This window comes from Anaerotruncus sp. AF02-27 (assembly GCF_003465835.1).
Taxonomy (GTDB): Bacteria; Bacillota; Clostridia; order Oscillospirales; family Ruminococcaceae; genus Anaerotruncus; species Anaerotruncus rubiinfantis.
On sequence record NZ_QSBX01000004.1, the window covers coordinates 128,115 to 145,932 of the forward strand.

Here is a 17,818-nt window from a genome sequence, read left to right on the forward strand (position 1 = left end):
TCGGACGCAAAGCGGCGTTCCAACCTTTCGGTTGGAACGCCGCTTTTGATGTTCGCCTTGTCAGAGAATTCCCTTTGCCGCCTCCCTGTCGAGAAAGAGCGCCGCGTGCGGATGCTGCCGCAGGATGGTGGCCGGACAGGCGGTGGAGATTTCGTCCCGCACCGCGCGGCGCACCGCCTCCACCTTGGTGGGGCCGGGCACCGTCACCACAAGCCAGGTCCGATCGTCCGTCAGCGCCGGAATGGTCAGCGAGAGCGCCTTTCGCGGCACCTCATCGAGCCGCGCGAAGCAGCCGTCATGCACCTGCTGGTTGCGGCAGATCTCGTCCATCGCCACCACCTTCACAACACGGGGGTCGGAAAAGTCCGCCACCGGCGGGTCGTTGAAGGCGAGATGCCCGTTCTCCCCGATCCCGTGAAAGATCACGTCGGGCGGGAACGCGGCGAGTAGCTCTGCATAGCGCTCGCACTCAGCCTGTGGGTCGCTGGTCTGGCCATTCAGGTAATGCACCGATTTGAACGGTTTTTTTGAAAAGAGATGGATTTTGAGCAGGTTCCCGAAGCCCTGCGGCGCGTCGGGCGCAAGGCCCAGGTATTCATCCATATGGAAGGCGTTCACTTTCGAAAAGTCGAGGTCCGAGGCGAGCAGACTCTCATACAGTTCAAACTGGGAGGGCGCCGCCGCGAAAATGATGTTGGCCTCGCCCTTTTCGGCAATCACCTCTTTGGCGCGCGCAACACCGCACCGCGCGGCCGCCTCGCCCATCGCCCGACGCGTTTCGCAGATCTCAATTTGCAGGTTGCCAGCCTGCATTTTAAGTGCAGCCGTCATAGCGGCCCCTCCTCACACGCCGGAATACGCCGAAAATCCGCCGTCCACCGGGATGACGATTCCGGTGACGAAGGAAGCGGCCTCTTCCGAAATCAGGTAGAGCAGCGCCCCATTCAGTTCCTCGGGCTTGCCGAAGCGTTCCATCGGCGTGCCTGCCAGAATCTTGTCTGTACGGGGAGTGGGGGTGCCGTCATCGTTGAAAAGCAGCTTTTCATTCTGGATGGTGACGAAGAAGCCGGGCGCGATCGCGTTCACGCGGATACCCGCCTTCGAAAAGTGCACCGCAAGCCACTGGGTAAAGTTGCTGATAGCAGCCTTGGCCCCGGAATAGGCCGGGATCTTGGTGAGCGGCGTATAGGCGTTCATCGAGGAGATGTTCACGATGCAGCAGTTCTCACGGCCGAGCATATCCTGCGTGAAGACCTGCGTGGGGATAAGAGTCCCCAGAAAGTTGAGGTTAAAGACGAACTCCACCCCTTTGGGGTCGAGGTTGAAGAAGGTGGCGATGTCCTTGTCGAGGTCGCCTTCAAAATAATATTCGTTCGTGGTGGTCGCGCGCGGGTTGTTGCCGCCCGCGCCGTTTAAGAGGATGTCGCAGGGGCCGAAATCCGTCGCAATCTGCGCATGCGCCGCCTCGACGCTCGCGCGGTTAAGCACGTCGCATTCGTATGCTTTGGCGGTTCCGCCCGCCGCGGTGATCTCATCCGCGTATTTCTGCGCCGCGGCCTGGTTGATGTCGAGCAGCGCGACGCGCGCGCCGCAGGCGGCCAGCGCTTTGGAAAAGCCGCTGCAGAGCACCCCGCCCGCGCCGGTAACCACGGCGGTTTTCCTGGAGAGATCAATCTGGAATGGGAGATTCATGAAAAATACCTTCTTTCATCAGTCGCGCGGCGCAATAATCCCAAGAAAATTGTCCGCGAAGATTTTCTGTTTGTCCGCATGTGGGAGATCCGCCAGCAGCACCTTGCCGACCCCAAACGCCAGGTTCAGGAAGGGCGCGTCGCTGCCAAAGAGGATGTTGTCCGCGCCCGCCACCTCCACAAGGCTTTCGAGCGCGCCGTAAAAGATGGGACTCGCGCAGATGTCCACAAAGACGTTCTCATAATCGCGCGCCAGCCGGAAATAATCGTCCTCCCGGTGGCCGTCCCAGTTGCCGCCCGAATGCGCCTGGGTGAAACGCACCTGCGGATACCGCTTCGCAAGCGCCTCCAGACGCGCGGGGGACTGCCAGTCGTGGTTCATGATCGCGAGCTTGCGCTCGGCGGCAAAACCGTAGATGAGGTCGTAGCATTTGCGCTCCATCGGGCAGTTCGCCTCGTCCGGGTGGAGCTTGATCATGGTCATGCCGAGCGTGTCGAAGCACCGCGTCAGTTCCGGCAGGATCTCCTCCGGGCGGTTGCCGCTCGCGAGCGCCATCCCATAAAAGCGATCGGGGTATTTTTTTAGCACCGCGGCGGTCATATCATTGGCGCGGCGGCTGTCAAGCCCAAGCCCCACCATCGGGGAGATGGCCAGCGCCTGCACGCCGACCCGATCCATCTGCGCGACCAGGTCGTCCTCGAAGCCGCCCTGGATGTCAAACTTGTGGTAAAGTCCCAGATGCGCATGGGAATCGACAATCCGGTATCCGCTGGTGTCGAGCTGTTCGGAAAGCGGTTTAAAGCGCATAGCGGATCCCTCCTATCAGCATTTTCAGGTTTTCGCCCGCAATCTTCTGTTTGTCAGCGTCGGAAAGGTCCGCGAAGTGGAGCATCGCGATCGGGCAGGCGGGATTGTAGGTCGGCATGCCGGTGGCAAACAGCATCCGGCATGCGCCAAACCGCTGCGCCACTGCTTCCAGACCGCGATTCGCGTCAAAGTAGCTGATTTCAAAGTGCAGGTTCGGGCATTTTTCGAGCAGCGGGAAGAGTGGCCGGTTCGAGCCGCAGCCGACCCGCACGAGCACGAACGGGATATCCGGGTAGGTTTTGCAAAGCCGGTAAATTTCGTCCCAGGGCATCGGCTCGCTCCAGTGTTCCACGCCATAGTCGAGAAAGACCGGCATGTGCATCTCATTCATCGCGCCGAACAGCTCTCCGCAGCACCAGTCAGAGGTCGGGTAGTTGTGCTGGCGCGGGAACAGGCGCAGCGCGCAGACACGATTTTCCGCAGCCTGTTTTTTGAGCGTCCCGGCGTCCGGAAATTCACCCGTATGCCCCGGCAGCCCCACCCACGCCGGGAAAAGGCACGGTTCGTCCGCGATCATCTCCGAGAGGAGCAGATTGCCCTCCCGCGGGCAGCTATCCTTAGCGAGCGCGCCGTACACCAGCGCCCTGCCGATCTGCAGGCGCTCCATGACCGCACGCAGGTCTTTCAAATTGTCGAAGCTGCCGCCTTTGTCCATTTTCGACCGGCCCAGCATAACGCCTGCGTCAAACAGTTGCAATTCCATCAAAATCCCTCCCTGGTCAAAGGATATGGTACTTTGCGAATACGTCTTTCAGATAAGCCCCCGCGCGCAGCTCTTCGCGCACGCGGTTTTCCCCGCGCACCTTCTCGAGCGCACGCTCAAACACTTCCTGTGCGCAGCCGGCCGGTACCACGACGATCCCGTCCACATCGGCAAAGATGAGATCCCCGCTATGAACGAGGATGCCATCGCAGAGGATTGGACAGTCATAATCCGCCACCAGGCAGCGGCCCTTGGAATCCAGCGGGTTGCGGCCCGCCGCGAATACCTTGAAGGTGTCCCCCAGCGCCTTGAGCTGCCGGATATCGCGCACCGCCCCATCCACCACCACGCCGCGCGCGCCGCGCGCAATCGCGGCAGTCGCCATCAGTTCGCCCCAAAATCCGTTGCTGCTGGAATTGTTGGTGCTGCAAACCACGAGATCCCCTTCCTGCACCGAATCGACCGCGTCGATTTCGGTTTTGTAGGGTTCCTCCGGCATTTCATAAACGTCGTAGCTCAGGATCGTCTTTGCGACTCCTACGAGCTTATAACCGTCATCGAGCGGCTTGATCCGGCCGTTCATCGCCTGGTTGCGGTAGCCCAATTCATCCAGAATATCGCAGAGCACCGCCGTATTGAGTTCCTTTTGCAGGCGGTCCAGGAACTCCTTTGTGTATTTCCCCATATTGTCTTCCTCCTAAAAAATCGATCAGAACGCAAAGTATGCTTTGGCGTTTTCGTAACAGATGCCGCGGACAAGCGCTTCCAATAGGTTGTAATCTTTCGGGTATTCCCCGCGGTCCGCGAGCCCGCCAAGGTAATTGCAAAGGATTCGCCGGAAATAATCGTGCCGGGTATAGGAAAGAAAGCTGCGTGAATCGGTGAGCATCCCGATGAAGCTGCCGAGCGCGCTCAGGCTTGCAAGTGTCTGCAGGTGCGCTTCCATACCGATCTTCGTATCGTTGAACCACCAGGCGCAGCCGTGCTGGATCTTCCCGCGCGCCTCTCCGTTTTGAAAGCATCCGGCAAGCGTATCGATCACCGCGTTGTCATTCGGGTTGATGGAATAGAGGATCATTTTCGGCAGAGATTTTTGCCGTTCCAGATCGCTCATGATGCCCGCGAGCTTCTCCCCGCACAGGCAGTCGCCCATCGCGTCGCCGCCGGCGTCCACACCGATGGTTTCATATAGGCCGGGGTTCAGGTCGCGCAGCACCCCAAAATGGATCTGCATCACCCAGCCGCGCCGGGCATACTGCGACGCGAGCCAGCAAAGCAGGAAAGTTTCGTACTGTTCAGCCTCCAGCGCGCCCGTTTCCTCCCCGGCAAGCCGCCGGCCAAGGATCTCCGCCGCGCGTTTTTCGCCGCATGGCGCGTAGGGCAGCCGGGACAGCCCGTGGTCCGAAAGCCTGCACCCGAGCGCGCCAAAAGCGTCAAGACACCCGGAAAGCGCGTCCAGCAGATCATCAAGGCATTCGATCCGCCTGCCTGCCGCGCTGGAGAGTTTCTCCAGATACGCGGGAAAGTCCGGTTTTCGGATATCGAGCGCCTTGTCCGGGCGGAAGGCGGGCAGCACCTTGATCTCAAAGCCGCTGCCGCGCAGCTGCGCGTGCCATTTGAGGTCGTCCGCCGGGTCGTCGGTTGTGCAGATGCACTCCACCTTCGCCTGGCGCATGAAGTCCCGTGCCCGAAGCCCCCCGGGGCCGAGCTTCGCGTTTGCCAATTCCCAGACCCTCGGCGCCGTCTCCCCAGTGAGGTGGCCGTCGTAGCCAAAATACTTTTTGAGCTCAAGGTGCGACCAATGATGCAGCGGATTGCCGATGCAGTCCGGCAGGGTTTTCGCATAGGCGAGGAACTTTTCATAGTCCGGCGCGTCACCGGTGATAAACCGTTCCGGCACGCCGTTCCAGCGCATCGCCGTCCATTTGTAGTGGTCGTCGTCAAGCCAAACGTTGGTCAGATTTCCGAAAGCCACGTCGTCCGCAATGTCTGAGGCGCTCACATGGCAGTGGTAATCGATGATCGGAAGGCCCGCGGCGGTTCCATGGTAGAGCTTTTTTGCTGTATCGCCGCAAAGCAGGAAATCTTCGGTGATAAAATTCATAACGGCAGACTCCTCTTACTGATAAATCATATTGGGAATCGCAAGGCTGATCGCCGGGATATAGGTGATCAGCAAAAGCGCCAGCACCATAACCGCGTAAAAGGGCAGCATACATTTTGTCAGCCGTTCAATTTTCAGCCCCGTGATTCCGCTGGTGACAAACAGCACGCCGCCCACCGGCGGAGTGATCAGGCCGATGCCAAGGTTGAGGATCATCATGACGCCGAACTGGATCGGGTCCATCCCAATACTGGTCGCAATTGGCAGCAGGATCGGCGTCGTGATAATGATGATCGAGGACATATCCATGATCATTCCGAGGAACAGCAGGATCAGGTTGATCATAATGAGGATCAGCACCTTGTTGCTGGTAAAGCCCATAATTCCGCTGATCACCATTTCCGGCACCTTCAGATACGCAAGCAGCCATCCAAACGCGGAAGAAATCCCCATGAGCACCATGATGATCGAAAGGGTTCCCAGAGCCCGGTCCAGGATCTTCCACAGCTCCTTGAACGGCAGCTCCCGGTAGAACAGAAAGGTGACCAGCACCGCCCACACCACCGCGATTGCCGCCGATTCAGTCGCAGTGAAAAGCCCGGTAAGCACACCCACCATAATAATGATGACCGTAAACATTCCGAAGATGGAATCGACAAACGCCTTGGTCATCACCTTGAAGCTGAACTTATCCCCCTTGGGATAGTTGCGTTTCACCGACATCGCATAGCAAAAGACCATCAGGCACAGCCCCAGCAGGACGCCTGGGATCATCCCCGCCAAAAACAGCTTCGCAATGGAGACCGAGCCGGCCGCCATCGAAAAAATGATCATATTGTGGCTTGGCGGAATGAGAAGCCCTTCAATCGAGCTGGCCATCGTGACACCAGCCGAAAAATCGAGATCATACCCATCCTTGACCATGATCGGGATTTCAATGACGCCCAATGACGACACATCGGCCACCGGGGAGCCGGAAATCCCGCCGAAAAACATGCTTCCCAGCACATTGACGTGCGCGAGTCCCCCTCTAAACTGCCCCACCAGCGATTTTGCCAGCTGGAACAGCCGTTCGGAAATGCTCCCCGCGCTCATGACCTCACCAGCGAGAATGAAAAACGGGATCGCCATCAGCGAGAAGGAATTGAGCCCTTTGACAATGTTGGTGACCACCATCATCATTGGAATGTCAAGATAGAGGAAGGTTGCGACAGTGGAAACGCCAACCGCAAAGGCAATCGGTACGCGCAGAACAATCAAAACCAGGAAACTGCCAATCAGCAGCCATGCGCCTATGGTTTCCGGAGTCATTGCGCATCCCCCTCCTTTTTCGCCATTTTTTTGAAAATCCTGTAGTATTTATCCGTTTGCGCGAGCAGGAAGAAAATCATTGACGTCGGCACAGCCGCGTAAAGGAATCCCTTGCTGATCCGGATTCCATGCAGAATCGTATTGGAAACCTGCTGTGTCATTGCCATCCCCGCGAAAAACATCACAACCGCAAACGCGACAATCAGCACATCCCCAAAAACGTCGATCCTGGCGAGCGTCTTGGGCTTCACCAGATAATCCAGCAGCGTCATGCGCAGATGCCCTCCCGTACGCATCGGCAGGGACGCGCCGAGCAGGCTCAGCCACACCAGGCAGAAAAGCGTGAGCTCTTCTCCCCAAGGCGGTGTGATATTGAAAAAATACCGGCCGATAAAAACGATCGTAACCGATACGACCTGAATGCAGAGCATCACTTTGCAAACACTTTTTACCACTTCAAATATAAAATCGAAAATTTTTTCTGCCATCGTTCCTCCCGTTCCCTTTGAAAAGGGGAAATCATTCCTAACCTTGCAACGCAATGCCAATCCTGATTTCCCCTGTAATTCAAGCCTTCAGGGCGTTATTACTTGATGTCCTGGATCCGTTTAAGCAGCTCGAGCACTTCCGGCGTGCCGAACTTTTCATAAACCGGCTGTACCGCATTGATCCACTCGGTTTTGTCAGGAACATCCACCACGGTAACGCCGAGATCCGCAAAATTCTTCATGATCTCGTCCTCTGCGGCCTGGATTGTCTCGCGGTTGTAGGCCTGGGTTTCCTTCGCGGCCTGCTGGATGATTTCTTTCTGTTCATCGGTGAGCTTATTCCAGGTCAGTTCAGAGATGACATATGCCTGAACCGGATAAACATGGCCGTCCAGGATCATGTTCGGGCAAACCTCATAGAATTTTTGGGATACAAATCCGGAAAGCGGCTGCTCCGCGCCGTCCACAACGCCCGACTGCAGCGCGGTGTAAAGCTCACTGAAGCTCATCGGTGTCGGAGAGGCGCCCAGAGCCTTGACAATCTCAAGCCACATCTCGGTGTTCTGGACGCGCAGTTTCATGCCCTTGAGGTCGGCCAGCGAATTCACGGGGTCCTTGGTGAAGAAATGGCGCGAGCCTTCCTCGATCATGCAAAGGGCCACCATCTGGGTCCCGTCCTCCTGAATGCTGGCGAGCAGCTCTTCGCCAACGTCAGAATTGACCATCTTCCAGAAGTGGTCGCGGTCCCGGATGACGTATGGCAGCGTGGTGACCGCCGCTTTCTTCGCGCCAAAGTTGACCAGTGTCGTGAATTCCGCGCGGATGACGTCGATCGTACCCATCTGGACGCCTTCCTGCATGGCGGTGTCGTCGCCAAGCTGGCCGCCCGCGTAACGTTCCACCTTGATCGAGCCATTTGAGAGTTCCTCCACCTTATCCGCAAAATGGAAAAGGGTGTCAGTCATGATGTGCCCCTCGGGCATCTGTTCAACGAATTTAAGAGTGATCGCCTCAGCTGGAGCCGCTTCGGAAGCAGCGGGCTCGGACGACGCGGCGGGAGCCGCAGACGGCGCTGGCGCCGAAGATGAAGGAGCGGAGTTTCCGCCACATGCGGCAAGTGTAGCTACCATTGCCAAAGCCGACAGGATCGAGATTGCTTTTCTCATAATTTTCCCTCCATAATTGATATTCTTTATTTGATTAAGGGATTTCCCCTTAACGGATACCCTGCGTTTTCTCAAGCGTTTCCCAAATGCCCGACAGGTACATCGCGCCGAGCGCCCGGTCATAGAGCCCATAGCCCGCGCCGCCGCGCTCGCCCCAGATCATCCGGCCATGGTCTGGCCTCAGGAAACCCTGGTAGCCCGCGTCGTGATAGGCCTTCATAATCGCGACCACATCGAGCGATCCGGCGCGGGAGAAATGCGCGGATTCCTCGAAGCCACCATCCGGCAGGCGTTTGATATTGCGCACATGCCCGAACGCAATCCGGTCCATCGAGGCGTATTTGTAGACAAGCCGCGGCAGGTCGTTTTCAGCCGAGCAGCCAAGTGATCCGGAACAGAGGGTGAGCGCGTTGAAGGGGCTGTCAACAATCGCCAGCAGACGGTCAATATTTTTTTCGCCGGTGATAATCCGCGGCAGGCCGAAAACAGGCCAACAGGGATCATCCGGATGCATCGCCATGCGCACGCCCGCTTTTTCAGCTTCCGGGACGACGGCTTTTAGAAAATATTCAAGGTTTTTCCAAAGCCCCTTTTCGCCGACCTCTTCATAGAGCGTAAACATCCGCGCGAGCTCGTCGTGGGAATAGACGGCTTCCCAGTCACAAAGCGCGAAATCCGCCTGAAGGGGATCGGTCCGCGAAATGGTCTCCGGGTCGTAGGCCAGCGTCGTGGAACCATCAGGCAGCCTGCGTGCGGTTTCTGTGCGCATCCAATCGAACACCGGCATAAAATCGTAGCAAACCGTCTTGATTCCGGCTTTTCCGAGGTTTTGAAGCGTTTCGATATAAGCCGCGATATAGGTGTCACGGCTTTTTAAGCCGAGTTTAATATCTTCATGTACCTTCACGCTTTCGATCACTTCCAGCGCAAGGCCGTGCTCCTCCACCCGGCGTTTGAGAGAAAGGATCTCATCGAGCGGCCAAACCGCTCCGACCGGCTTCGGCAGTTCCCCCACGATCCCGGTCACGCCTGGAATCTGCCGGATGTAATCGAGATCCACCGCGTGTGCGTCCGGATACCAGCGGAACGTCATCTTCATTACGAACCCTCCTGATCTGGCGGAATTTCAGAAAAATATCTAAATATTTTCTATAATTCCGTTCTTTTTTCTGCAACTTTATGATATCATTTTCTATTTCTATTTTCAATAAAAATGTGTTTTCCTATTACAATTTCTGCATTTTTCATTGATTTCGGGAATTTTCATTGTCTATTTGGCCTAATTTTTTAATACATATTGCTTTTTAAATAGAAAAATGATATTATTATTTCTAACGAAAAGGTGTACTTTATCAGAAGATAGGAAGGTTTTTCAATGACCCAAAAAGCAACGATCGCACAGGTCGCGCAGCGGGCGGGCTGTTCGCTGGCGACCGTATCGCGCGTGCTCAGCGGAAGCAATTATCCCGTGAAGGCTGATGTGCGTGAAAGAATCCTGCTCTGCGCGCGGGAACTCGGCTATGTTTCCCCCTCCGTGCGCAAACCCGCGAAAAGCCGTGTTGGAAAGGATATCGGCGTGCTCATCCCCACCCTGACCAACCCCTTCTACTCCCAGCTGCTGGTAGGGGTGGAAAATGTCTGCGAGGAGCATGGCTACACCCCCTTCTTCTGCAGCTCTCACCGGGACCCGGAAAAGGAGATTGAAAATCTCAAGTTTTTCCTTTCCAAATCGGTCTCAGGCATCATCCTCTCCTCCATCAACGAGAATCACGTATTTCTCTCCAGCCTCCTGCAGCAGGATATCCCGCTTGTGGTGTTTGACCAATCGCTGCGCGAGCTGGATGTGAGCTATGTGAAGTTCGATTACTTTGAAGCTGCCAAGCTCGCGGTCGAGCACCTCTACCTCAAGGGGCACCGCCGGATTGCCTTCGCTTCCCCGCCGATCAACCGCTCGGTCCGCCAGGAGGCGCTCAACGGCTATCTGTTTGGGCTGGAGGAATTTTCGGTGCCGCAGCGGCAGGAATACATCATCCTCTCCGAAGCGGAAAAGGAACGGGACGACGGGATGTACGACTTTGAAAACGGCAAATATTTTGCCGGACGGATTCTGCAGCTCGAAAAACGCCCAACCGCGGTCTTTACCCTGAACGATATGACCGCCTTTGGCCTCATTGACGAATTCCGCAGGCAGGATCTCCAGGTGCCGGAGGACATCTCTGTGGTCGGCTTTGATAACCTCGAGCAGAGCTCCTTTTTCTATCCGCCGCTCACCACCATCAACCAGCCCGCCTATGAAATCGGACGGCTGACCGCAAAAATCCTCATGGACAAGATCAGCGGAAAACGTGTGGAAAACGCCGCCATTAATCTGCGGCCCTCCATTGTGGAGCGCGCTTCGGTACGCGCGCTCTACTGAGCCGCCAAAAACGGGCCGTGCCCTGCTCTTCGCAGGGGCACGGCCCGTTTTCTTTCTGATTTTTAGTTCAGCACAGCCGCCGGTCCTCCACCACGTCCCCATCTATGATCCGCACCAGCCGCTGCGCACTGCGCGCGATCTCGTTGTCGTGGGTGATCAGAATCACTGTCCGGCCTTCCGCGTGCAGTTCGTGCAGGATCTTCATGACCTCCTCGCCCGACGCACGGTCGAGGTTCCCGGTCGGCTCGTCCGCCAGAATGATCGGCGGGCGGGCGGCGATCGCACGCGCAATGGCAACCCGCTGCTGCTGGCCTCCCGAGAGCTGCGCCGGCCGGTGATACATCCGGTTGCCCACGCCCACCCGTTCGAGCGCCGCGGCCGCGAGCGTCCCGCGTTCACGGCGCGGGATCCCCCGGTAGATAAGCGGCAGTTCAACATTTTCAAGTGCGCTCAGGCTTGGGATCAGGTTAAACCCCTGGAAGATAAACCCGATCCGCCGGTTACGGATCTGCGCAAGCGTTTCCTCCGGGATCTGCGCGACATTTTCCCCATCGAGGTAATATTCCCCCGCGTCCGGCAGATCGAGACAGCCCAGCATGTTCATCAGGGTCGATTTCCCGGAACCCGACTGTCCCACGATCGCAACAAATTCCCCCGGCTCGATGCACAGCGTGATCCCGCGCAGCGCACGCACCTCATTTTCCCCGGCGTTATAGACCTTCTGCATCCCACGGATATCCAAAAGCGGCACCGCCATCCCTCCCCATCGTTTTTCCATTTTTATTGTGCGGCGCGCGCCTTCAAATATGCGGCGGGAAACGGCCGAAAAAAAGAAATCCGCCCGCGGCGACTGCCGCGGGCGGAGAAATACGCTTTTGCTTATTCGACGTCGTAAAGCTTGGAGAGACGGACCAGATGCGCATACTTGTCGGCAGCGGATTTGCTCGCTCTCTCGAACAGATCCTGCGCACGCTCCGGATTCTGGCGCTGGAGCGAGGAGTAGCGGACCTCGTTCTCGATGAAGGACTTGTAGTCCGCGGTCGGCGCCTTGGAGTCGAGCATGAACGGATTCTTGCCCGCTTCCACGTTGCGCGGATCAAAGCGGAAGTTGTGCCAGTATCCAGCCTCAACAGCACGTTTCATCTCGGTCTGCGCGATGGTCATACCGCCGCGGATGCCGTGGTTGATGCAGGGCGCGTACGCGATGATCAGGGACGGGCCGTGATAGCTCTCCGCCTCGATGAAGGCCTTGAGGCACTGGTTGTAGTCAGCGCCCATCGCAACCTGCGCGACGTAGACGTAACCGTAGCTCATGGCGATCGCGGCGAGATCCTTCTGTTTGACCTCTTTGCCGGCCGCCGCGAACTGCGCGATCGCACCGGTCGGAGTCGCCTTGGAGGACTGGCCGCCCGTGTTGGAGTAAACCTCGGTGTTGAAGCAGAGGATGTTGACGTCCTCGCCGGAAGCGATCACATGGTCGAGTCCGCCGAAGCCGATATCGAACGCCCAGCCGTCGCCGCCGAGGACCCAGTTGGACTTCTTCGCAAGGAACTCTTTATCCTTGAGGATCTCCTTGCCGGCGTCACAGCCGCAGGCTTCGAGCGCTGCGATCAGGTTCTTGGTTGCAATGGCATTGGCCGCGCCGTCGTTGACGGTGGACAGATACGCTTCGCAAGCGGCTTTCACGTCTGCCGGAGCATCCTTGGACAGCTCCAGGACCTTGCCGATCAGGCGCTGGCGCAGCGTGGCCTGAGCCAGATACATGCCGTAACCATACTCGGCGTTGTCCTCGAAGAGGCTGTTCGCCCAAGCGGGGCCGTGGCCGTCCTTGTTGACGGTGTACGGGGTGGACGGAGCGGAACCGCCCCAGATGGAGGAGCATCCGGTCGCGTTCGCGATATACATTCTGTCACCGAACAGCTGGGTTGCGAGCTTCGCGTAAGGGGTCTCGCCGCAGCCCGCGCAGGCGCCGGAGAATTCAAGCAGCGGCTGTTTGAACTGGCTGCCCTTGACGGTGGTCTCTTTGAACTTCTCGGCAACTTCCGGCTTCACCGGCAGCGCGTGTCCATAGGCGAACACTTCCTGCTGCGCGAGCTGGGTGTCGAGTTTTTCCATAACAAGCGCCTTGGCGCCCTTCTTGCCCGGGCAGACGTTCGCGCAGGAGCCGCAGCCGGTGCAGTCGAGAACCGAAACGGTCATCGCGAACTTATAGCCCGGCATACCGGTCATGTCGACCATCTTGGTGCCGGCCGGAGCCTTGGCAGCTTCTTCGGCAGTCATGACCGCCGGGCGGATAACAGCGTGCGGGCAGACATAAGAGCAGAAGTTGCACTGGATGCAGTTTTCAGGCTGCCAGGACGGGACATCGACGGCGATGCCGCGTTTCTCGTAAGCAGCGGAGCCCTGCGGGAAGGTGCCGTCCTCGCGGCCCTTGAAGACGGAGACCGGCAGCTTGTCGCCGCGCTGTGCGTTCGCCGGGATGAGGATGTCGTTGACGAAATCAACCAGGTCCTTGCGGTCGCCGGTGGCAACCGCAACGGTGCTGTCGTCGGTGGCGTTCTTCCAGGAGGCCGGGACTTCGACCTTGACAACGGCTTTCGCGCCTTCGTCGATCGCGTCATGGTTCATCTTGACGATCTTTTCACCCTTGCGTCCGTAGGACTTGGTGGCCGCGTCTTTCATATACTGGATCGCATCCGCCTCGGGGATGATCTTCGCGAGCTTGAAGAACGCGGACTGCAGAACGGTGTTGATGCGGGTGCCGAGTCCCAGCTTGCGGCCGATGTCGATACCATCGATGGTGTAGAACTGGATATTGTGGTCGGCGATGAATTTCTTCACCTTGCCGGGGATATGCTGCTCGAGCTCATCGCCGCTCCACGGGCAGTTGAGCAGGAAGGTGCCGCCGTCTACCAGGTCTTCAACCATGTCGTACTTGTCGATATAGGAGGGGTTGTGGCAGGCGACAAAGTTCGCTTTGTTGATGAGGTAGGTCGAATGGATCGGGGTGTGGCCGAAACGCAGGTGCGAAACGGTGACGCCGCCGGATTTCTTCGAGTCGTATGCAAAGTAAGCCTGCGCATACATGTCGGTGTGGTCACCGATGATCTTGATCGAGTTTTTGTTCGCGCCGACGGTGCCGTCCGAACCGAGACCCCAGAATTTGCAGGCGGTGGTGCCTTCCGGAGCGGTGTTCGGGTTCTTCTTGGCTTCGAGCGAATAACCGGTCACATCGTCCTCAATGCCGATGGTGAACTGCATTTTTCCCATTGCGGCGGCATTGTCGTAGACGGCGATGATCTGGTCCGGAGTGGTGTCCTTGGAGCCGAGGCCGTAACGGCCGCGCAGAACCGGAACCTTTTCGAACTTGGTGTCCTTGATGGCCGCGACAACATCGAGATAGAGCGGCTCGCCGTTGGAGCCGGGCTCCTTGGTGCGGTCGAGAACCGAGATGGTCTTGACCGAATCCGGGATGGCGGCAACCAGTTTCTCATTGACAAACGGACGATACAGGCGGACTTTGATGAGACCGACCTTCTGGCCGTTCTTATTCAGGAAGTCGACCGTCTCATCGATGGTCTCGCAGACCGAACCCATTGCGATGATGACATGCTCCGCATCCGGGGCGCCGTAGTAGTTGAACAGGCCGTAGTTGGTGCCGATCTTGGCATTGACCTTGTCCATGTACTCCTCGACGATCGCCGGCAGCGCCAGATAGTAGGGGTTGCAAGCCTCGCGGGCCTGGAAGAAGATGTCAGGGTTCTGAGCGGAGCCGCGCAGGACGGGATGCTCCGGATTCAGAGCGCGTTTGCGGAAAGCGTCGATCGCGTCGTGATCAACCATCTCGTCGAGATCTTTATAATCCCAGACTTCGATCTTCTGCAGCTCGTGGGAGGTGCGGAAGCCATCAAAGAAATTGACAAACGGGACGCGGCCTTTGATCGCGGACATATGCGCGACGGCGGTCAGGTCCATAACCTCCTGCACGCTGCTTTCGCAGAGCATTGCGAAGCCGGTCTGGCGGCAGGCATAGACGTCGGAATGGTCGCCGAAGATGTTCAGCGCGTGGGAAGCGACGCAGCGGGCGGAAACGTCGATGACACCCGGCAGCAGCTCACCGGCCATTTTGTACATATTCGGGATCATCAGCAGCAGGCCCTGGGAAGCGGTGTAGGTGGTGGTCAGCGCGCCGGCTGCCAGCGAGCCGTGGACGGTGCCCGCGGCGCCCGCCTCGGACTGCATCTCGACTACCTTGACCGTCTGGCCGAAGATGTTCTTCTGGCCCTGGGTCGACCATTCATCGGTGACTTCCGCCATTACCGACGAAGGGGTAATCGGGTAGATGGCAGCCAGATCCGTAAACGCGTATGAGGCGTAAGCGGCGGCATTATTGCCATCCATGGTTTTCATTTTTCTTGCCATTTTATCTTCCTCCTAAGAAATTAGTGGTACTGATAAAGAGTACAAATGAGGTCCTCCAAAAAGGAAAATCCCCTGTGGAGCCTATCTTTATAGATTTTACCATCTTTAGCGGTGGTTGTAAATAAGTCTCCACATAAAAAATCCGTATAGTTTATGACTTTTCCCTGAACTTATGTGGAATTTTCTCGAAAAATTGACAGCAGCCCGAAAAATGATTATATTTATATCGATCATCCTTGTATTTATGCGGATGCGACCATATTTTTTGGAGGAATTATTTCATGGACCCTGACGGTAATACGACAACTTTTTTGATTGCAGTCCTGTTGCTTGTGCTGGCCAACGCCCTGCTCACCGCCGGACGCACCGCGCTCACTGTGCTGAAGGACTCGAGCATCAAAAAGCTGGCTGCTTCCGGTGATCGCAAGGCCACCTTCATCTCGAAGCTGCTTGAAAAGCCCGCCGCCTTCCTCGAAGGGCTCAAGCTCGCCGGTTTTTCCTGTACCGTTGTCAGCAGCGTGCTTGCGTTTTTCTATCTTGCCATGCCGTTCATTTTTGCCCTGGCCGCAAAGGGCGGGCCAGGCTTTTTCTATCCCGCGACCGCCGCAGGCTGTATCCTGGTCATCTTCACGCTCAATGTCCTCTGTCTGCTGCTGCCCTACCGCATCGCCTGCCGCTATCCACAGCCTGTCGCGTTCGCGCTGGCAGGCTTCTGCCGCGCCGCCGCGCTGCTGATGCGTCCCTTTGTCGCGCTCAACAGCGCGATCGCTTCGGGGCTTGCCGCCCTGTTCGGCGTGCGCGCCGAGGAGGAGCCGGACGAGGTCACCGAGGAGGAAATCCGCCTGATGGTCGACGTCGGCAAGGAAAAGGGCGCGATCGAACAGAGTGAAAAGGATATGATCAATAACATTTTCGAGTTCGACGACCGCAGCATTTCGGAGGTGATGACCCACCGCACCGATATGGTCGCCGTACCAAAGACGGTTACGCTTGACGAGCTTTCCGCCATCGCGATCGACACCGGCTATTCGCGCATCCCGGTCTATGATGACGACATCGACGACATCATCGGCATTGTTTACGTCAAGGACCTGCTCTGTCTCATCGGCAAGCACGACACCGGCTTCGACGTGCAGAAGTATATGCGTTCCGCCTATTTTGTCCCGGAAAACATGGATTGCGTCAATCTGTTCACCCAGTTCAAACAGCAGAAGGTACAGGTCGCCGTCGCGGTGGATGAATACGGCGGCACAGCGGGCATCGTTTCGATGGAGGATCTGCTCGAATCGATCGTCGGCAACATCCAGGACGAATACGACGACGAGGAGGAGGAAATCTCCAAGCTTTCAGAAGGCTGCTATTCGATCGACGGGACCGTAGGCATTGACGAGGTGGAACGCCTCTTTGACACGACGCTCGAAGAGGAAGAATCCGAATATGATACGATCGGCGGCCTGCTCACCGAACAGCTCGAACGCATTCCCGCCCCGGATGAACATCCATCGGTCACCATCGGCGGCGTACAGTTCACCGTCCTGCTGGTCGAAGACCGGCGCATTGCGCGCATCCGCGCCGAACGCATCCCCGCGCAGGAGGAATCCTCCGCGAAGGAAAAGGAGCAAAAGTAGTTTATGCAGCAAATCATGGGATATGTCCGGCGCGCCATAACAGAATATCAGATGATCGCCGACGGTGACGCAGTTGCCGTCGGCGTTTCCGGCGGCAAGGATTCGGTCGCGCTCCTGGCGGCGCTGGCTGGCGTGCGCCGGTTTATCGGCATCGATTTTACCCTCAAGGCCATCACCCTCGACAACAATTTCGACGGTGTGAACACCGATTATTCGCCTATCCAGGCGCTTTGCGATTCCCTTGGCGTGGAGTATGTGATCAAACGCACCCAGATTGGACAGATCATTTTTGACCAGCGGCAGGAGTCGAACCCATGCAGCCTGTGCGCCCGGATGCGCCGCGGCGTGCTGCATGACACGGTCAAGGAACTCTCCTGTCAGAAGCTCGCGCTCGGGCATCATTTCGACGACGCGGTCGAAACCTTTTTAATGAATCTTTTCAACGAAGGCCGGGTCGGCTGTTTTTCGCCGGTGACCTACCTTTCCCGCAAGGATATCACCATGATCCGTCCGCTGATTTTTGCGCCGGAGCGGGAAATCCGCAACGCGGTCAACCGAGCCGGGCTCCCGGTGGTCAAGAGCAAATGTCCGGTGGACGGCTGCACCGAGCGGCAATGGACTAAGGAATTTTTATCCCAAATGGAGAAAACTCATCCAGGTATTACAAAACGTATATACGGAGCGATCCGCCGCGGGCATGTGAGCGGATGGTAATTGCGCGTTTCGCCGCGCGCACGATTTGCGCTCTTTGCGCGCCTGGGATATTGCGCCCTCCGAGCGCCCGGGGTCCATTTCTTGCCTGTCCAAGAAATGGACGAAAGAAGACACGCGGGGAGTCCCCCGCGACCCCCTGCGCGCGATTTCGTTGCCTACGGCAAAGATCGCGCGCAATCTGCTCAGGCAAGACGAAGTGCGCCGCGCGCGCTTCGCAATGACGCGCGGGACGGGCGGCCGCAACCGTTGCGGCCGCGCGCTGTGCGCAAAGCGGACAAACGGATCGAAAGAACGCTTCGCGTTCAAA

At 57.5% G+C, this 17,818-nt stretch carries 15 protein-coding genes; 3 read left to right on the plus strand and 12 right to left on the minus strand.

Features of this window, described 5'->3' with window-relative positions; genetic code table 11:
- Window positions 1–60: 60 nt before the first annotated feature.
- The 10 genes from DWV16_RS05555 to DWV16_RS05600 all read right to left on the minus strand — a co-directional run bounded on the left by DWV16_RS05555 (window position 61) and on the right by DWV16_RS05600 (window position 9,430).
- Window positions 61–831 (minus strand): glucosamine-6-phosphate deaminase, encoded by a 771-nt coding sequence (locus tag DWV16_RS05555; protein ID WP_066452768.1) that lies wholly within the window; start codon window positions 829–831, stop codon window positions 61–63.
- A 12-nt stretch (window positions 832–843) separates the two neighbouring features.
- Window positions 844–1,692 (minus strand): SDR family oxidoreductase, encoded by an 849-nt coding sequence (locus DWV16_RS05560; RefSeq protein WP_118478101.1) that lies wholly within the window; start codon window positions 1,690–1,692, stop codon window positions 844–846.
- Window positions 1,693–1,710: 18 nt separating this feature from the next.
- The gene (locus DWV16_RS05565; protein WP_118478103.1) at window positions 1,711–2,499 is read right to left on the minus strand and encodes an amidohydrolase family protein; all 789 of its coding nucleotides are present in this window, start codon (window positions 2,497–2,499) and stop codon (window positions 1,711–1,713) included.
- Window positions 2,489–3,262 carry an amidohydrolase family protein gene (locus DWV16_RS05570; protein WP_066452762.1) on the minus strand — a complete coding sequence of 258 codons (774 nt, stop codon included), beginning with the start codon at window positions 3,260–3,262 and terminating at the stop codon, window positions 2,489–2,491. The genes DWV16_RS05565 and DWV16_RS05570 overlap by 11 nt, the downstream gene beginning before the upstream one ends.
- Window positions 3,263–3,278: 16 nt before the next feature.
- Window positions 3,279–3,947, minus strand: coding sequence for an RraA family protein (locus DWV16_RS05575; protein ID WP_066452761.1), 669 nt, complete (start codon window positions 3,945–3,947; stop codon window positions 3,279–3,281).
- Window positions 3,948–3,971: 24 nt separating this feature from the next.
- Window positions 3,972–5,366, minus strand: a complete 1,395-nt coding sequence (gene uxaC / locus DWV16_RS05580; protein WP_118478105.1) for a glucuronate isomerase — start codon at window positions 5,364–5,366, stop codon at window positions 3,972–3,974.
- A gap of 15 nt (window positions 5,367–5,381) precedes the next feature.
- Window positions 5,382–6,677 carry a TRAP transporter large permease gene (locus DWV16_RS05585; RefSeq protein WP_066452757.1) on the minus strand — a complete coding sequence of 432 codons (1,296 nt, stop codon included), beginning with the start codon at window positions 6,675–6,677 and terminating at the stop codon, window positions 5,382–5,384.
- Window positions 6,674–7,165, minus strand: a complete 492-nt coding sequence (locus DWV16_RS05590; protein WP_066452750.1) for a TRAP transporter small permease — start codon at window positions 7,163–7,165, stop codon at window positions 6,674–6,676. The genes DWV16_RS05585 and DWV16_RS05590 overlap by 4 nt, the downstream gene beginning before the upstream one ends.
- Window positions 7,166–7,263: 98 nt before the next feature.
- Window positions 7,264–8,331 (minus strand): TRAP transporter substrate-binding protein, encoded by a 1,068-nt coding sequence (locus DWV16_RS05595; protein ID WP_066452748.1) that lies wholly within the window; start codon window positions 8,329–8,331, stop codon window positions 7,264–7,266.
- 49 nt (window positions 8,332–8,380) lie between these two features.
- The gene (locus DWV16_RS05600) at window positions 8,381–9,430 is read right to left on the minus strand and encodes a mannonate dehydratase (RefSeq protein WP_118478107.1); all 1,050 of its coding nucleotides are present in this window, start codon (window positions 9,428–9,430) and stop codon (window positions 8,381–8,383) included.
- Window positions 9,431–9,706: 276 nt separating this feature from the next.
- Between DWV16_RS05600 and DWV16_RS05605 the strand changes: the two genes are divergently transcribed.
- Window positions 9,707–10,747, plus strand: coding sequence for a LacI family DNA-binding transcriptional regulator (locus DWV16_RS05605; protein WP_066452744.1), 1,041 nt, complete (start codon window positions 9,707–9,709; stop codon window positions 10,745–10,747).
- 67 nt (window positions 10,748–10,814) lie between these two features.
- Here DWV16_RS05605 and DWV16_RS05610 read toward each other — a convergent pair whose 3' ends face one another.
- Entirely contained in the window at window positions 10,815–11,504 is a 690-nt protein-coding gene (locus tag DWV16_RS05610; RefSeq protein ID WP_187116754.1) for an ABC transporter ATP-binding protein, read from the minus strand.
- A gap of 122 nt (window positions 11,505–11,626) precedes the next feature.
- Window positions 11,627–15,169 carry a pyruvate:ferredoxin (flavodoxin) oxidoreductase gene (gene nifJ / locus DWV16_RS05615; protein ID WP_066452742.1) on the minus strand — a complete coding sequence of 1,181 codons (3,543 nt, stop codon included), beginning with the start codon at window positions 15,167–15,169 and terminating at the stop codon, window positions 11,627–11,629.
- Between the two features lie 281 nt (window positions 15,170–15,450).
- On the opposite strand from nifJ, the gene DWV16_RS05620 reads away from it, so the two are divergent.
- Entirely contained in the window at window positions 15,451–16,797 is a 1,347-nt protein-coding gene (locus tag DWV16_RS05620; RefSeq protein ID WP_118478109.1) for a hemolysin family protein, read from the plus strand.
- A gap of 3 nt (window positions 16,798–16,800) precedes the next feature.
- A complete protein-coding gene (locus DWV16_RS05625) occupies window positions 16,801–17,511 on the plus strand; it encodes a tRNA 2-thiocytidine biosynthesis TtcA family protein (protein WP_066452737.1) in 711 nt (236 codons plus the stop codon).
- Window positions 17,512–17,818: the final 307 nt, after the last annotated feature.

Excerpts from the sequence above, each read along its gene's own strand:
- DWV16_RS05610 (WP_187116754.1), bottom strand. The coding sequence starts at position 11,504 with ATGGCGGTGCCGCTTTTGGATATCCGTGGGATGCAGAAGGTCTATAAC.
- nifJ (WP_066452742.1), bottom strand. The coding sequence starts at position 15,169 with ATGGCAAGAAAAATGAAAACCATGGATGGCAATAATGCCGCCGCTTAC.
- DWV16_RS05555 (WP_066452768.1), bottom strand. The coding sequence starts at position 831 with ATGACGGCTGCACTTAAAATGCAGGCTGGCAACCTGCAAATTGAGATC.
- DWV16_RS05585 (WP_066452757.1), bottom strand. The coding sequence starts at position 6,677 with ATGACTCCGGAAACCATAGGCGCATGGCTGCTGATTGGCAGTTTCCTG.
- DWV16_RS05570 (WP_066452762.1), bottom strand. The coding sequence starts at position 3,262 with ATGGAATTGCAACTGTTTGACGCAGGCGTTATGCTGGGCCGGTCGAAA.
- DWV16_RS05595 (WP_066452748.1), bottom strand. The coding sequence starts at position 8,331 with ATGAGAAAAGCAATCTCGATCCTGTCGGCTTTGGCAATGGTAGCTACA.
- DWV16_RS05590 (WP_066452750.1), bottom strand. The coding sequence starts at position 7,165 with ATGGCAGAAAAAATTTTCGATTTTATATTTGAAGTGGTAAAAAGTGTT.
- DWV16_RS05625 (WP_066452737.1), top strand. The coding sequence starts at position 16,801 with ATGCAGCAAATCATGGGATATGTCCGGCGCGCCATAACAGAATATCAG.
- DWV16_RS05600 (WP_118478107.1), bottom strand. The coding sequence starts at position 9,430 with ATGAAGATGACGTTCCGCTGGTATCCGGACGCACACGCGGTGGATCTC.
- DWV16_RS05575 (WP_066452761.1), bottom strand. The coding sequence starts at position 3,947 with ATGGGGAAATACACAAAGGAGTTCCTGGACCGCCTGCAAAAGGAACTC.
- DWV16_RS05560 (WP_118478101.1), bottom strand. The coding sequence starts at position 1,692 with ATGAATCTCCCATTCCAGATTGATCTCTCCAGGAAAACCGCCGTGGTT.
- DWV16_RS05605 (WP_066452744.1), top strand. The coding sequence starts at position 9,707 with ATGACCCAAAAAGCAACGATCGCACAGGTCGCGCAGCGGGCGGGCTGT.
- DWV16_RS05565 (WP_118478103.1), bottom strand. The coding sequence starts at position 2,499 with ATGCGCTTTAAACCGCTTTCCGAACAGCTCGACACCAGCGGATACCGG.
- uxaC (WP_118478105.1), bottom strand. The coding sequence starts at position 5,366 with ATGAATTTTATCACCGAAGATTTCCTGCTTTGCGGCGATACAGCAAAA.
- DWV16_RS05620 (WP_118478109.1), top strand. The coding sequence starts at position 15,451 with ATGGACCCTGACGGTAATACGACAACTTTTTTGATTGCAGTCCTGTTG.